At 49.6% G+C, this 14,798-nt stretch carries 11 protein-coding genes and 2 pseudogenes; 7 read left to right on the top strand and 6 right to left on the bottom strand.

The features are described from left to right. The first annotated feature begins 142 nt into the window (after positions 1-142). The gene (locus tag BZG78_RS07635; RefSeq protein ID WP_077660838.1) at positions 143-2,116 is read left to right on the top strand and encodes a sensor histidine kinase; all 1,974 of its coding nucleotides are present in this window, start codon (positions 143-145) and stop codon (positions 2,114-2,116) included. A 17-nt stretch (positions 2,117-2,133) separates the two neighbouring features. On the opposite strand, the gene BZG78_RS07640 is transcribed toward BZG78_RS07635, so the two are convergent. Continuing rightward, positions 2,134-3,069, bottom strand: coding sequence for an aminoimidazole riboside kinase (locus tag BZG78_RS07640; protein ID WP_077660839.1), 936 nt, complete (start codon positions 3,067-3,069; stop codon positions 2,134-2,136). Positions 3,070-3,096: 27 nt separating this feature from the next. Beyond that, positions 3,097-4,530 (bottom strand): sucrose-specific PTS transporter subunit IIBC, encoded by a 1,434-nt coding sequence (locus BZG78_RS07645; RefSeq protein WP_021023418.1) that lies wholly within the window; start codon positions 4,528-4,530, stop codon positions 3,097-3,099. Between the two features lie 284 nt (positions 4,531-4,814). Between BZG78_RS07645 and BZG78_RS07650 the strand changes: the two genes are divergently transcribed. The 4 genes from BZG78_RS07650 to BZG78_RS07665 all read left to right on the top strand — a co-directional run bounded on the left by BZG78_RS07650 (position 4,815) and on the right by BZG78_RS07665 (position 9,551). Further along, complete coding sequence (locus BZG78_RS07650) at positions 4,815-5,807, top strand: LacI family DNA-binding transcriptional regulator (RefSeq protein ID WP_077460941.1); 993 nt, start codon at positions 4,815-4,817, stop codon at positions 5,805-5,807. Positions 5,808-5,908: 101 nt separating this feature from the next. Beyond that, positions 5,909-7,606: a glycoside hydrolase family 32 protein gene (locus BZG78_RS07655; RefSeq protein ID WP_077660840.1), complete on the top strand. Its 1,698-nt coding sequence runs from the start codon at positions 5,909-5,911 to the stop codon at positions 7,604-7,606. A gap of 117 nt (positions 7,607-7,723) precedes the next feature. Beyond that, the gene (locus tag BZG78_RS07660; RefSeq protein WP_077660841.1) at positions 7,724-8,698 is read left to right on the top strand and encodes a calcium/sodium antiporter; all 975 of its coding nucleotides are present in this window, start codon (positions 7,724-7,726) and stop codon (positions 8,696-8,698) included. 157 nt (positions 8,699-8,855) lie between these two features. Further along, complete coding sequence (locus BZG78_RS07665) at positions 8,856-9,551, top strand: VC0807 family protein (protein ID WP_077660842.1); 696 nt, start codon at positions 8,856-8,858, stop codon at positions 9,549-9,551. Positions 9,552-9,566: 15 nt separating this feature from the next. Here BZG78_RS07665 and BZG78_RS07670 read toward each other — a convergent pair whose 3' ends face one another. The 3 genes from BZG78_RS07670 to BZG78_RS07680 form a co-directional block, all read right to left on the bottom strand. Beyond that, complete coding sequence (locus BZG78_RS07670; protein WP_077660843.1) at positions 9,567-10,805, bottom strand: DEAD/DEAH box helicase; 1,239 nt, start codon at positions 10,803-10,805, stop codon at positions 9,567-9,569. A 263-nt stretch (positions 10,806-11,068) separates the two neighbouring features. Beyond that, a complete protein-coding gene (locus BZG78_RS07675; RefSeq protein WP_199877172.1) occupies positions 11,069-13,033 on the bottom strand; it encodes a methyl-accepting chemotaxis protein in 1,965 nt (654 codons plus the stop codon). Between the two features lie 273 nt (positions 13,034-13,306). Beyond that, positions 13,307-13,522, bottom strand: coding sequence for a TIGR02450 family Trp-rich protein (locus BZG78_RS07680; RefSeq protein WP_077660845.1), 216 nt, complete (start codon positions 13,520-13,522; stop codon positions 13,307-13,309). 170 nt (positions 13,523-13,692) lie between these two features. On the opposite strand from BZG78_RS07680, the pseudogene BZG78_RS15305 reads away from it, so the two are divergent. Together BZG78_RS15305 and BZG78_RS07685 are read left to right on the top strand one after the other, a co-directional pair. Next, positions 13,693-13,785: pseudogene (locus BZG78_RS15305) on the top strand (transposase); the annotation flags it as partial. Positions 13,786-13,845: 60 nt separating this feature from the next. Then, positions 13,846-13,991: pseudogene (locus tag BZG78_RS07685) on the top strand (IS256 family transposase); the annotation flags it as partial. A 49-nt stretch (positions 13,992-14,040) separates the two neighbouring features. On the opposite strand, the gene BZG78_RS07690 reads toward BZG78_RS07685, so the two are convergent. After that, positions 14,041-14,511, bottom strand: a complete 471-nt coding sequence (locus BZG78_RS07690) for a hypothetical protein (RefSeq protein WP_131826074.1) — start codon at positions 14,509-14,511, stop codon at positions 14,041-14,043. Positions 14,512-14,798: the final 287 nt, after the last annotated feature.

Below are 14,798 nucleotides of genomic sequence, written 5' to 3' on the forward strand. Positions count from 1 at the left end.
TTTTTTCTCGCCACATAAATGCGCACTAAGGGCTACAATGATGGGAGATGGCTTAATCATCATTGCTGAGCTTAGATAATACTGGCAGTAATAGGCGATCTGTGCGCACGGCAGCCAGTCGAGAAGAAAGGATGTATCTCCAATGCCCACTCCTACGATCCGTCACCAAATCGCTTTCGGTCTCGCGCTTGTTCTCGTCATGGCGCTACTCACAATCTTTGCGGTGGTCGAATGGAAAGTAAAGCCCGATCTGATTGACCAGCGACACCAAAAAATCGCCATAAGTCAGCATAGCCTCCTGGACTTGCTCGATGCCAAACTCGGACAGATCGAACTGTTAACCAGTACGATCGCCTTAAAGAGCGCCAACCTTCCCAAAGACGAAGCGCTATTCCGCAGCCTCTTTCCCCCGCTCTTTAACAATCATGGCGATCCCACGATTGCCGGTGGGGGGATCTGGCCGGAGCCCAATACCTTCACTCCGGGCGTAGAACGACGTAGTTTCTTTTGGGGTCGCACAGGACCCAATATGGAATACTATGATGATTACAACGACCCTGATGGCAAGGGCTACCACAATGAACGCTGGTACCTAGCAGGAAAACAAGCACCTATCGATCGCTGCCATTGGTCCAACGCTTATATCGACCCGTTTACCAAAGAATCCATGATTACCTGTACCGTGCCTATGAAAGAAAACGATCGCTTTGTTGGGGTGGCAACGGTCGACATGAAGCTGAGCGGCATTGCCGACATTCTGTCTCGTTATGGCAAAGAAAACGATGGCTATGTGTTCGCCTTGGACGCTGATAACAAAGCGATAAGCTTCCCCGAAGTAGCGGTAAGATTTAATCCTTATCGAAATACGCTGCGAACGGTTACCGAGTTAGAGCAAGCGCTCCCTTGGCTACAAGAAGCGTTGCAGGCAAGCCAATCTCTCCAAGACAGTCAACTGATCACGATAAAGAACGACGGCGTGCTAAACGAAGCCGCTTATGTTCATATTATTAAATACCCTCAAACCGATTGGGTGATCGGCCTCGTCGTGCCCAAAAGCAAAATGACAGCGGCTGCCGATAGCATGGGACTATTCCTGATGTTCGCCATTGGCGGGCTGTTGCTCGTTGTGGGTATTATCGCTGCGATTACCGCTCGCAACCTATTAGGTAAAATTCAACAGACCACCCAGCAAATCTGGGAGCTCATTGAGGGTGAAACCACCCAAGAGTTGGCGGTAGGTAAGATGAACGAGGTAGGCGAATTGCGCCAAGCCGTTAACGCGTACGGTGAAAAACTCAAGTCACTACTTAGACGACTCGAGGCGATTCAAGAGGAATTGGTTCAGAATGAAAAGTTGTCATCACTCGGCTCGTTGGTCTCTGGCGTAGCGCATGAGTTGAATACTCCCATCGGTAACGCCCGGATGTCTTCCACCTCGATACTCGATACCAAACACGAATTCGTTCACAAACTCGAGCAGCCAATCACCCGCGACGACCTCGATCAGTTTCTCAACCATGTTGAAGACGGGACACGTATTATTGAACGTAATATGTTGCGAGCCTCCGAATTAATTCGTGCCTTTAAGCAACTCGCGGTGGATCAAACCAGTGACCACAGACGCGACTTTGAACTACATCTGTTGATGAACGAAGTCCTGCTCTCTATGCGACCGACACTTCAGCGCGCGCCGCACCAGCTCGAAGTCGCTATTCCAGAAGGCATTCTGCTCAACAGCTACCCGGGCGCACTCACCCAAACGTTGATCAACTTAATCAATAATGCGTTAATTCACGCGTTTATCGGGCGTGATGCCGGGAACATACACATCACAGCCACCATGGCGACAACCGAGAGTGTGAGTATCCGCGTACATGATGATGGCGCAGGGATGACGCCCGAGGTACAAAAACGCATTTTTGATCCCTTTTACACTACCCGACTCGGGCAAGGTGGGTCGGGGCTTGGCTTACATATCACCTTCAACCTCGTCACCGGCATCCTCGGTGGTCGCATTGAGGTACAAAGTGAGCCCGAACACGGTAGCTGCTTCACCATTACCCTGCCGCTTATCGCCCCCGAACGCGCCCTACCCAACAGTGAGGGCGCGTCGTGAATTGCGCGGATATGGCGCTATTCAACGCTGAGCTGATCCGCTGTGGGTAATGCAGTCATTGCCCCTTTTTCTGTTGTAGCCAGCGCGCCACAACGGTTGCCTTGGCGCACTGCCTTGGTGACTGCTTCTGGTGTCTGCCACTCAGGCAACTGGGCGAGCGCAGCAAGCAAACCGCCCATAAACGCATCACCTGCGCCTGTGGTATCCACCACGTTTGCCGGTGTGGTCGGCACCTGCCAAACAGTATGGTTGAACGCGACGCGGGCACCTTCACTGCCCTGTGTCACCACCCACAAAGACACATTCGGTGCGCGCTCAGATAATGCGGCTAACCCTGCTTTCACAGAGTTATTTTCAGTTCGTAGGTGCTTAGTGAGTAAGACAAGCTCATCATCAGACACCTTAACCACATCCGCCAACGGCAAGGCTTGCCACACAATCTCTAACATCTGTGATTCACTTTGCCAAAGATCATCACGCAAATTAGGATCAAAGCTGACAAAGCCACCATTATCACGACATGCTTGCATCGCGCCGAGTGTGGCAGAGCGTGATGGCTCGTTCGCAAGGGCAATGGAGCAAGCATGCAACCACTGCCCTTCTTCGAACAATGGGAAGTCGTACGACTGAACAAACTGGTCGGCACTGGGCTTAACCATAAAGGTGAAGCTTCGTTCACCATGATCATCCAGCTCGACTAATACAGTTGAGGTACGTTGCGCCTCGTCGCGATGCATAAACGCAATGTCCACACCTTCATTTGCTAAGGTAGTCTGCATAAAACGACCAAGCGGATCGCCACCAACACGGCCAATAAAGCCTGTTTGTCCACCAAGTCGACTGACTGCCACGGCGACGTTAGCCGGGGCACCACCTGGACATTTCAGGTAGTGATGCTCGCCATCAGGGATCAAATCCACCACGGCATCACCGGTAACCCATACCTTGCTCATTACGCTTGCTCCTCGTTCAAGACTCGATTACGCCGCCGCAGCTTGTGCGTATTTTTTACGGGCGCCCAATACATAAGTTACGGAAAACGCAACAACAAAGGCAATCGCCATACCAATGATATAAGGCACCACACCGTCAGGGCGAATGGAGATGATCCCTGGTAGACCCGCTGCGCCCAACGCTTGTGCTTTCACTTTAAAGAAGGTGACAAAAGCCCCCGCACAGGTCGCACCTGCAAGCGCACCAATAAACGGATAACGGTATTTAAGGTTAATACCAAACATCGCAGGCTCAGTGATCCCGAGCAGTGCTGTCACCCCTGCAGGCATCGCAATCCCTTTCGCTTTGACGTCCACGGTTTTTAGCCCAAACGCTAAACAGGCTGCACCTTGCGCCACATTCGACATCGCCGCGATAGGGAAAATAAAGGTACCGCCAGTGACTGCAATATCGGCCAATAATTGAGTTTCAATCGCGATAAAGCTGTGGTGCATCCCGGTGATCACAAAAGGTGCATACACAAAGCCAAACAAAGCACCGCCAATCATCCCTGCGGATTCATAGACCCAGTTCAGACCATCGCCGAGCAAAAAGCCGAGCTCTCGTGTAAACGGGCCTACCAAGGTAAAGGTGATCAGTCCGGTAATAAAAATCGCCAGCAAGGGGGTCAGCAAGTTATCCAACACTGAGGGAATAATGCGACGTAACCCTTGCTCCACTTGTGCGAGAATATAGGTGGCAACCAGCACCGGCAGCACCGACCCTTGATAACCGACTTTTTCGATCTCAAAGCCAAAGATTTCCCACACCGGGATATCTCCAGACACTGCCGCACCACCAAAGCCCCAGCCATTAAGCAAGTCTGGGTGAACCATTAGCATGCCTAACGCGGCCCCCAAAAAGGGGTTAGCACCAAACTTTTTACTCGCAGAAAACGCAAGCAGTACAGGTAAGAACACAAATGGCGCATTAGCGAACGTATTGATCATACTGGCCAGATCACCCATTTGTGGGTAGGCCTCAATCAAGGACTTGCCATCGATAATCAAACCTGGCGCGGTGAGGATGTTGAAAATCCCCATCAACAGACCACCGGCGACAATGGCTGGAATAATGGGAACAAAAATGTCTGACAGCCCTTTTACCGCACGTTGTAGCCAATTTTGTTTCTCGGCACCGGCGGCAGCGACGTCTTTCGACGACATATCTGACTGACCCGTCAATTTGCTGAACTCAGCATAAACATTATTGACAATGCCCGAGCCGAAAATGATCTGTAACTGACCACTGACTTGGAACTGCCCTTTCACACCTTCAATTGATTCAATCGCGCTTAAATCCGCGAGGCTATCATCATGAAGTGCGAGTCTTAGCCGCGTGGCACAATGTGCCGCCGCTGCGATATTTTCTTTTCCACCCAGTTTATCGAGTAGTTGTTGTGCTATTTTTTGGTAGTTCATGGCTACTTCCCCTGCACGCTCTCACTGTCTTTGCCACCGTCGCTATTTTTTCTAATGTGGCCGTCACACGTTCCACACTTTCGGGAACGATCCCGAAAATAATGAGCTGAATCCTTTAATCCATCAAGTATCAGGGATTATGGCTGTGATACCGATCAGTAAATCATGGTGCACCCCCTGCCATATATGTGATATCAATCACTAAAAAAAGGGAGTTTGGATAGATTTGTTTGCAAAGGAGCACTAAATGCACCGATGATGATGCGCTAAGCAAAGGAGAACTCATGGCTAGCTTGAATGATGTCGCCCGTTTGGCGGGTGTTTCCAAATCAACCGTGTCACGCGTAATTAACCAAGAATATGGCGTGAAACCAGCGACCATTGAAAAAGTGAACCGCGCCATCGAGCAATGCGGCTATGTCGTTAACCAAATCGCTAAGGATTTAAAATCCAATAAAACTAACCTTATCGGTGTCATTGTCCCACGAGTGTCATCCCACGCCATGTCAGCCAGTGTCGATGGCCTGAGTCATGTGTTTGATCAAAAAGGGAAACAAGTGCTTTTGGCTAACACTCGCCAGGACGATCAGCGTATTTGTCATTATCTCGATTTATTCAACCAAAAACGCGTAGAAGGGATCCTACTGTTTGCATCGACACTCAACCCCGCCTTGGTCCAAGCAATTAAGCGCTCGAGTGCACCAGTCGTGGTGATTGGTCAAGATGGCTCTCCTTACAGCATCCCCAGCGTGATTCATGATGATTACCGGGTTGGCTTTTGCGCCGGCGAGCAACTGATTAAAGCCGGTTGTCAACGTATCGGATTCCTAGGTGTGCAAGCCGCAGACATCGCGGTTGATCAGCAGCGCTATCAAGGACTTGAGAATGCGTTGACCACACTCAGTCAAACCGAACCTTTATTCCATTATCAAGGGCAATTCTCGATTCAATCTGGCCATGTCGCGATGACCGCTATGCTCGATCAATATCCAGAGACAGACGGCGTTTTTTGCGCCACCGACCGTATTGCTATTGGTGCCATCCAAGCCCTACAAACACATGGGATCACACCGGGTCACACTGTGAAGCTGATTGGTGTGGGTGATGATGAGCTTGCACACGTAGTATCACCGAGCCTATCCACCTTTAACTATGCCTTTGATGCGGCAGGTGAAAGCGGCGCAAAAATGTTGCTTGAATTACTGGAAACGGGACAAAGCCATGTCTCTAAATTAGTGATGGGGTTTAACTACGTTAGCCGTGACACCTGCCCCTAAAAAGGCGATATGTTAAGCAGAAGAGGTAAATTCCACTTGCACTCTTACCCTCTTATTCGCTATTTTTGGAACGTTCCCGAAAATAGCATTGGTACGGATAGATGGAAATAACCCCAGCAAGCTTGGTTGATGCGTGCGGTGGCGCAGATAATCTGCGCCGCGTATTGCGTCATCAAGGCAAAATAATCATTGAGCTCATTGAGCTTGAGCGCGTAAACCAAGAAGCCCTTTCAATCAATACGATTGACCATTCGCTGCGCCAAATCACACTTGCTCACCCCGTGAATCAGAACACACTGACGGCTCTAGGACGCCTTATCGATCACAACCTGCGTGAGCAAGCCGCGCCCTGCTACGCTTCAATCAGCAAGACAGACTTCCATCGTCCAACTTGGCATATCAGTCCACCTCAAGGGCTGCTCAATGACCCCAATGGTTTTATCTATTTTCAAGGGCACTATCACCTTTTCTATCAGTGGTATCCTTTTGCCTGCGAGCACAAAGACAAATTTTGGGTGCATTTAGTCAGCCCTGATGGAGTGCAATGGCGCAGCGCGCCCCTTGGTCTTACCCCCAGCGATTGGTATGACAGTCACGGGGTGTTTTCGGGTCACGCCATGGTAATAAACGACGCCTTATGGCTTTATTACACCGGCAACACCCGTATTGGCCCTGAGCGCCTACGCCAAACCACCCAGTGTGTGGCTCGGTCAACCGATGGCATTCACTTTGAAAAGCTTGGGCCAGTGATTGATGCCCCACCTGCTGGCGTCACCGAGCATATTCGCGATCCCAAAGTCATTCATGATGGCGAACACTACCGGATGTTGCTTGGCGCACAGCGTGAAGACAAAATAGGTCGCCTGGCGCAGTATTCCTCTATTGATGGCCTGCATTGGCGCTACGACGGGTTGAGTGGCGACAGCTTCGGCGACCATGGCTATATGTGGGAATGTCCCGATCTGTTCCCATTAAACGACCAATGGCTGTGTATCCTCTGCCCACAAGGCAGCACAGCGCCAACGCCCGATCACCACGTGCCTCACCATAATGGTTACGCCAAAGCCACACTAGAAGCAGACGGCATCAAACTTGATGATTGGCAGATACTGGATCATGGGTTTGATTTTTATGCGCCACAGACAGCTCAGACCCCTGACAATAAGCGCATGCTAATAGCTTGGATGGGTCTCCCAGACGAGGTGGATCAACCCAGTCAAACCGCTGGCTGGCTTCACCAGTTAACTTGCCCGCGTGAGTTACGCTGGGAAAATGGGCAAATTTATCAGCGTCCAGCGACCGCACTGCAACGCCTCAGAGGTCCTCAGCAACTTTTAGTGATTCGCACCGAGAGCGACGCGACCTCCGTGGATTTGGGCACTAAGCAATTTGATCTCAGTACCAATCTACCCATTCCAAAAAGCGGACAATACACTCTGTATTTTCACAGTCGCAGTGGCATTGCTTCTCATGCGACATCGACGGAGCCGTCTGGTTGTGCCCTCACCATTGACGGCAACAATCGCACCCTAACGCTTGATAGAAGTACAAGCCTCGCCACGGAAGGAGACACCCGTCGCTGTATTCACTTGTCTGAGCAGTTGGAAGAGTTACCGCTACAAGTCCTCGCCGATACCAGCTCATTAGAGTTTTTTATCGGTAATGGCCAATGGACAATGACTAGTCGTTATTTCAGCGCTACCGACGCGACCTTTCTTGCTGTGACACGCGATCATCACGATGTCCCCCTACCAAAGGAGATTGATTGGTATGCGTTAAAGAAGGCGAGTGTGGGTTAACGTTGCCATACATTTTTTTGTTGCAAAGCTTAAAAACTATGTCATTAATACCGATCTCACGCGACGTTTGATGGGCACAGACCTCGTTCATCAACCAGTATTAATGAAGGGGAACCTATGCTGCTAGCAACACTTGCGATTATCGCTGGATTTGCGTTGTTGGTATGGAGTGCCGACAGATTTGTCGACGGCGCGGCTGCGAGTGCTCAGTACGCCAACGTGCCTCCTTTATTAATCGGCATGTTGGTGGTCGGGTTTGGCACATCCGCGCCAGAAATGGTGGTTTCGGCGATGGCCGCGATGGATGGCAACCCGGCGTTAGCGCTGGGCAATGCGATAGGCTCTAACATCGTCAATATCACCTTAATTCTCGGGGTCACCACGCTGATCGCCCCGATTGCGGTGCATTCCACCATTGTCCGTAAAGAATTACCGATTCTTCTCGTCGTCACTTTGGCGGTTGGCGCCATGCTATGGAATTATGCCATTAGCTTTACCGAAGCCTTGATCTTAATCGGTGGATTTTTACTGCTGGTTGGATGGTCCATCAAGCATGCTATGCAAACCAACGACGATCCGCTCGCGCAGGAGGTGAATGCCGAGCTAACCAATCAACCACTTTCTAGAAAACAAGCGTTGATATGGCTGGTGATTGGCCTAGTGCTGCTGATTATTAGCTCGCGGATTTTGGTATGGGGCGCGGTTGAAATCGCGCAACAACTTGGCGTGAGTGATTTGATTGTTGGCCTAACCATCGTCGCCCTCGGCACTTCCCTCCCTGAATTGGCAGCGTCTATCATCGCCGCCCGCAAAGGCGAACACGATATCGCCGTGGGCAATGTAGTCGGCTCGAACATGTTCAATGCGCTGGCCGTGATTGGTATCGCCGGCCTTATCGAGCCCATTAACGAGATTGGTAGAGAAGTCTTCTGGCGAGATTGGATGGTGATGCTGGCTGTGACCGTATTGCTGATTTTGGTCTCTGTTCGCTTTGGCAAGACACGCGAAATTAACCGCGCGGAAGGGGTATTACTGCTCGCCTGCTATGTGGGTTACACCAGCATGCTGGTTTATACGACGCACTCCGCTTAATGCTTAAAAGTGAAAGCGATTAAGAGCCAAGCACCTGCTGATTTCACACATAGTTACACAACGGTGCGCTTTTGCGCTTTACATCAATCGCGACTAGATGAACACTGCGTGGCACAGTACAATGGCAGCTCATGTCGCGTAGAGTCAGTAAAATACTATGAGTAACACGACGGCGAAGAAGCCGAGTCCCCTGTTTGAAATCCTGTTCAACGTTTTTATCCCCTCGATCATCCTGATGAAGTTGAGCGGAGATGAATACCTAGGCACAGCCATGGCACTGGTCGTCGCTTTGGCGTTTCCTCTCATATACGGCGGGATGGATCTGGTCCGCAACCAGAAATTCAATTTTATCGCTGCACTTGGCTTTATCAGCGTGTTACTGACAGGCGGGATTGGCTTGTTGGAGCTAGATACGCGTTGGTTAGCCTTGAAAGAGGCGCTGATCCCGGGCCTCATCGGTTTAACCGTATTGGGCTCAACCTTTACCCGCTACCCACTGATGCAAAAGTTAATATTGAATGACACCGTGCTCAACCTCTCGTTGATTAATCAGCGTTTAAAAGATAATGGTCAATCCTCGGCCTTTGAACGTTGTCTGATGCGGTCTAACTATCTATTCGCCAGCACCTTTGCGTTTTCATCAGCGATGAATTACTTCCTGGCGACTTGGATCGTGACCAGCCCTGCGGGCACGCCCGCCTTTAATGAAGAGCTGGGTAAGATGACGCTATACAGTTACCCGATGATTGCTATCCCTAGCATGTTGATGATGTTCGGTATTTTCTATTACATTTGGCGTCAGGTACGCGCGATGACATCGCTAGAAACAGAGCAAATCTTCCACCTCAAATAACAACCCTGACACGCCTTACTTTGCCCCCGGCGCTGGGCGTTTCGGCTTTGTTTGAAACTGCTTAATGCTCTTTTTCGCATTCGTGCGTCGGTTGGCTTTCTTGTCGCGAGGAGCGCGTTTACTTTCCCCTGTGGATGGTTTGTCTGTCACCGGAAAACCGTCCAGCTCTTGCACCGGCAATGCTCTTTGCGTAAGTTGACGAATGGCGTTGAGTGCGTCCATTTCGCCATGACACACCAAAGACATAGCCACACCTTGTTCACCAGCACGAGCAGTGCGCCCCACGCGGTGAATATAGGTCTCGGCGTGCATGGGCAATTCAACATTAATCACCACCGGTAAGTGTTCAATGTGAATGCCACGCGCTAATAGATCGGTGGCGATCAACACGTTGATTTGGCCAGATTTGAATTGCGCCAGGGCTTGCTCTCGCTCGGTTTGAACTTTATTGCCATGCAGTGCACTGGCCGAGATGCCCGCTTTGTTGAGCTTTTTCGCCAAGCCATCGGCATTTTCTTTCGCTCCCACAAACACCAACACTTGTGACCACGCGTTTTGCTTGATGCATTCAATCAAGGCTTTCGCTTTGCTGCCTTTGTTGACCAAGTAAAGTGTTTCTGTGACCTCTTGATGGGTGCTGTTTTCTTGATGCGCGGCGAGCTGTTTTGGCGCAACCATTAGCTGGTTGGCTTTTTGCTTGAGCGCATCGGAAAACGTCGCTGAAAACATCGCAGTTTGGCGTTTACGTGCAGTTTGCATCGCAATATTTTGCACATCCGGCCAAAACCCCATATCGAGCAAACGATCCGCTTCATCCAAAATAAGATAATGTACCGTGCTCAAATCCAAACCATTATTGGCTAAATCTACCAAGCGCCCTGTCGTCGCCACAAGAATGTTGGGATTGTCCGCCAGTGCTTGTTGTTGCGCCGCTTTATCAACACCGCCACACAAGCAAATGGCACTGAGATCTAAGGCGCTACCCACTTGGTTGATCGCGTCACTGACCTGCATCGCCAGCTCACGCGTTGGCACTAAAATCAGCGCTTGATGCTGAGGGTTTGCGTTTAACGCTTCCAACAAAGGCAAACCGTAGGCAAGCGTTTTGCCGCTACCGGTGTTTGCCAATGCCAATACATCATTACCGGCTAACAGCTCAGGGATCGCCAGCGCTTGAATGGCCGTTGGTTGTTTAAACGTGTTGGGCAGCGCGTGAAGCAATGTAGAACACAATGAGAGAGCAGAAAACGGCATGAACGAGACCTTTATTTAGCGGCAGCCAACATCACAAAGATGCGTGGAAACAGGGCGCGGACTGTACCACACTCTGCTCGATAACCTCGCCTATTTTAGATACTCACACCGCGTGTATTCATTTCCACCCTTGACGCCACTTCTCATCATTTTTGAGCTCACGCCAGTCCCGTAGTAAATGATTTTATCGGGCTGATAAGTATTATTTCGCGCGTCGACTTATCAGCCCTTAGTCAGCGGGCATGTAATGGGGATGGCTGCTGTTATTGACTGATTTTTGTCAGACGCTCAGACCGTTCTAGCGAATCAGCACTCATTACTTTAAGTTCAGACGCACCTTCAGCATTCTTCTCAGATAACATTCTGATTCGATCCGCGAGTTGGCTGATCTCTTCTGTTACGTGCGCTTGCTGCCCAGATGCCGCAGCAATGCTTACCGTGCGCTCTTTGATATTATCAAACGCTGTGACAATTTCTTCAAAGTGCTCACGTACCACACCCGCTCGCTCAACCGAAGATTGAGACAACTGATAACTTGATTCAATCACCTCCACACCTTGGCTAGCCGCCGAATGAAGCTGATGAATAATGCCATCAATTTCGGCGGCCGATTCCTGCGTTTTGGCGGCTAATGAGCGCACTTCATCGGCAACGACTGCAAACCCGCGTCCTTGCTCTCCTGCTCTCGCTGCTTCGATTGCCGCATTCAATGCCAGTAGATTGGTTTGCTCTGAGATCTTTTTGATGACCTCAAGCACTGTTCCAACTTGTTGTGAGTCGGAGGCCAGTTTATCAATTACAGAGGAGGCTTCTTTCAGTGTGGTGGCAAGTTTTGCAATAGCATCACTATTCTCATCCACGGCTAGCTGTCCTTTTGCAACCAATTTCGACGCATCCTCGGCAGTATCTGCGGCAGTCGCGGTATTGCTGGACACATCAGTGGCACTCGCTGACATTTGGTTGATCGATGCCGCCAGCGTAATATTTTCATTCATCTGCGCAGACGCTTGATCACTCAAATCTTGGCTCAGCGCCTGTAAGCTGTTTGCGCTGGTTTTGACGCCAACGGCTTCTTTCGCTACATCTTCGAGGATTTTTTCAAGATGAGAGCCATATTCGTTGACTGAACGCCGTAACTCACCCATTTCATCAGCGCGAACAATCTCAAGCTTACTCCCTTTGTCGCCTTTAGATAGGCTGTCAACTTGCTGAGTCGTTTCTTTAATGCTACGAACTAGCCTCTGGCCGAGTAGGACCACGACTAGCGCAAAGACAGTCACCAACGGTAACAATGTTATATATAAGCCCGAGCTTACTCGATTTAATGCGGCTAAAGCTTTTGGTTCAGGCAATAACATGCCCACTGTCCAGCCCTGTTCCGACAAAGGAACTTGTACGAGGAGCGAGCGGCTCTCGCCAACCAACCCTTCAGGCAGATAAACCGGCTCGCCGACATCTAGTGCTGATACAAGCGGGGATAGAAGCGGATATTGTCTACTTGCATCGTTCAGGCTTTGCATACTAAGGCTTGAAGAACGCACACCTGGAAACGACAGAATGCGGTCGGTTTGATCGAGCACAAACGCATAGCCTCCAGTTGCCTCGTTTTGGCTAATCAATAAGTCTGACAGGCCGGAGAGCATCAAATCGACTGTCGCAACGCCCCAAAACTGTCCATCTCGACGAATTGCCACGGTACAGGTGACCATTGGTGTGCCAGAAATAGCATCTTCATAGGCAGCAGACCAGGCGCATTGCCCAGCTGGTAGGCCACGCCCGGCTTGATACCAGCTTTCGTTATGATAACCACTGCCAGCGGGATCATTGTAATCATCTAATAGATCAAGCGAGCCTTGCTCATTACGCGCCCAAAATAAAGAATCACGCGTTTTTCCCGGCGTGAGCTTATCGGGTTCAGGCCAAACACCACCGCCCGCAATCGCGACGTTACCGTAATGATCGACCACAGGCTCGAGGCGTTCAATAAACTGTGTGCGATCTAACGGCAATGTTTCCGATAGCGCCGCGAGTGTGTCGGTCAAAACCGCCCCTTCATTCAGTACTGTTGCAATACGTCCTTCAATATTGGTGACGGTCTGTCGAGCGCTAGCCTCTGCCTGTTCTTGCAACACGGGCTTCGCTACCCACTCCATAACCAGGTAAATGGTAAGAAATGACCCCAACAAAAGGGCAAGCGCCATGGCTTTAATCTTACGGCTGATTGTCATGGCAAAATCCTCTACACTGCTATTTGTTTTAAGCGTAGCAGCAAGTAACTCAATTACCATGAAGGTGGATCTTTTCTAACAAAAAACACAAAACGCCCCATGGTGAATGTCATTCACATGGCTGATATTTACGATATCCAGTTCTTTAACGGCCATGTTACCCACCGGCTTCAACTCCCCCAACAACGTCATAGAGGCCATTTACACGAATACGGTCGAGGCTGCTTACCGCCAGTTCCAAATCCTGACATTGCGCTCGGTTCATGGGTGACCTTATCTCCATCCTTGACGCCACTTCTCATCATTTTTGAGCTCTCGCCAGTCAATCGAATATTCTTTTTTCGATAGCACTGACTCGAGCACGCATAACACCACCACACCGTCTTCATCATACTCAACGTCAGAGACTACAAAGTGCTTCTCGCGATGAATGGGTTTTACCGCCGTCCACTTGCTATTGCGTAACTTGGCTGGATTGATTTGGTTCACACTCACCCCGTTAGATATTGATTCGGTTAAAAATAACGATACCCAGTACGAACGTGGTTCGGTTTGGTTCAGTGGTTGGGGTTGGTGTGCTGCCTCTCACGGGCACAATTTAACTCGTTCCCACGCGGGAGCGTGGGAACGATAAAGAAAATTATGAGGGGATCCCTCAGCAAGCGGCATCACTCTTGGGTGTTGCTCCCGTGACACAAGAAAGTGGGCGATATAAAGGCAAAAAGGTGATTCAAGATGGACGTGCTCAAGTCGTACGGTAGTGTTCAGAATTCTGTGTCATTTCGTTAGACTGTATCAAAAAGGGATGACACATGACCAAACCAACATTCGATATGGATGCCGCCTTGCAAGCTTTGCGTGAAGGTAAAGACCTCACCGGCAAAGACGGTATCTTAACCCCCTCATCAAGCAACTCACTGAAGCAGCCATGCAAGCTGAGCTTGATGAACACCTCGCCAAAATTTAACGATTGACGACATACTTGTTATGTACGATCTCGACTGGAGTTATGAAGGATCACCCTCGTCGATTTTACCCTTTACCTCCAACCACATTTTTCTTAATGCAGCAGGATCTCTTTTAACACTAGCTGTGCCAAAGAGGTCCTCATGATCTATCATAAAGCGCATATCAACAGCTTCTGTAGCAGATTCAGTATGATATTGAATTTCATCTTCGTAGAACTTAACGACAACTAATGGATCATGCTCGCCCTCGACTAAGCGCGCGTGATACAGACCTATATAGTAAGGAGCGAGTACACCCTTACTGTTAAGTTCGGACGATTTAATCATTCCGTACTCTCGGTCTTGAATTGTTTGATATACTTCAACGTAACCTTGATCGGCCCACTGTTGCAGGAGAGCGGCTATCTCGGGAACATACTTCGTTGAATCATAGCCGAAATAGTCGCTAATTTCTTGAAAGGAAGGATTAACGAGAGCTCTTGTTATTGGTTTCTGTTTGATGCTGCTCATTACTAGTCTTAAACATGGTAAGAAGATTAGCCATTGTTTCTTCTTTAGTTTTGCCAACCACTGAAACACCTCGATGTTTATCACCGATGTCACTTGCCATTCTGAGCAGGTCTAAGTTTGGGTTAGTCATAATAATTTACCTTTGTTCCTTTCGCGGATGTATCAATATTACGATACGTAGTTAATATTACTCGATAGAACCTTAAGGATCAATTTTCTCGCTCGAAACATCTAGCTTTCAAGACCCCCTTAGCTTACGCAAGCACATAACATTGTAGTTAGTGCGC

It is taken from the genome of Salinivibrio sp. MA351 (assembly GCF_001996065.1).
Lineage (GTDB): Bacteria > Pseudomonadota > Gammaproteobacteria > Enterobacterales > Vibrionaceae > Salinivibrio > Salinivibrio costicola.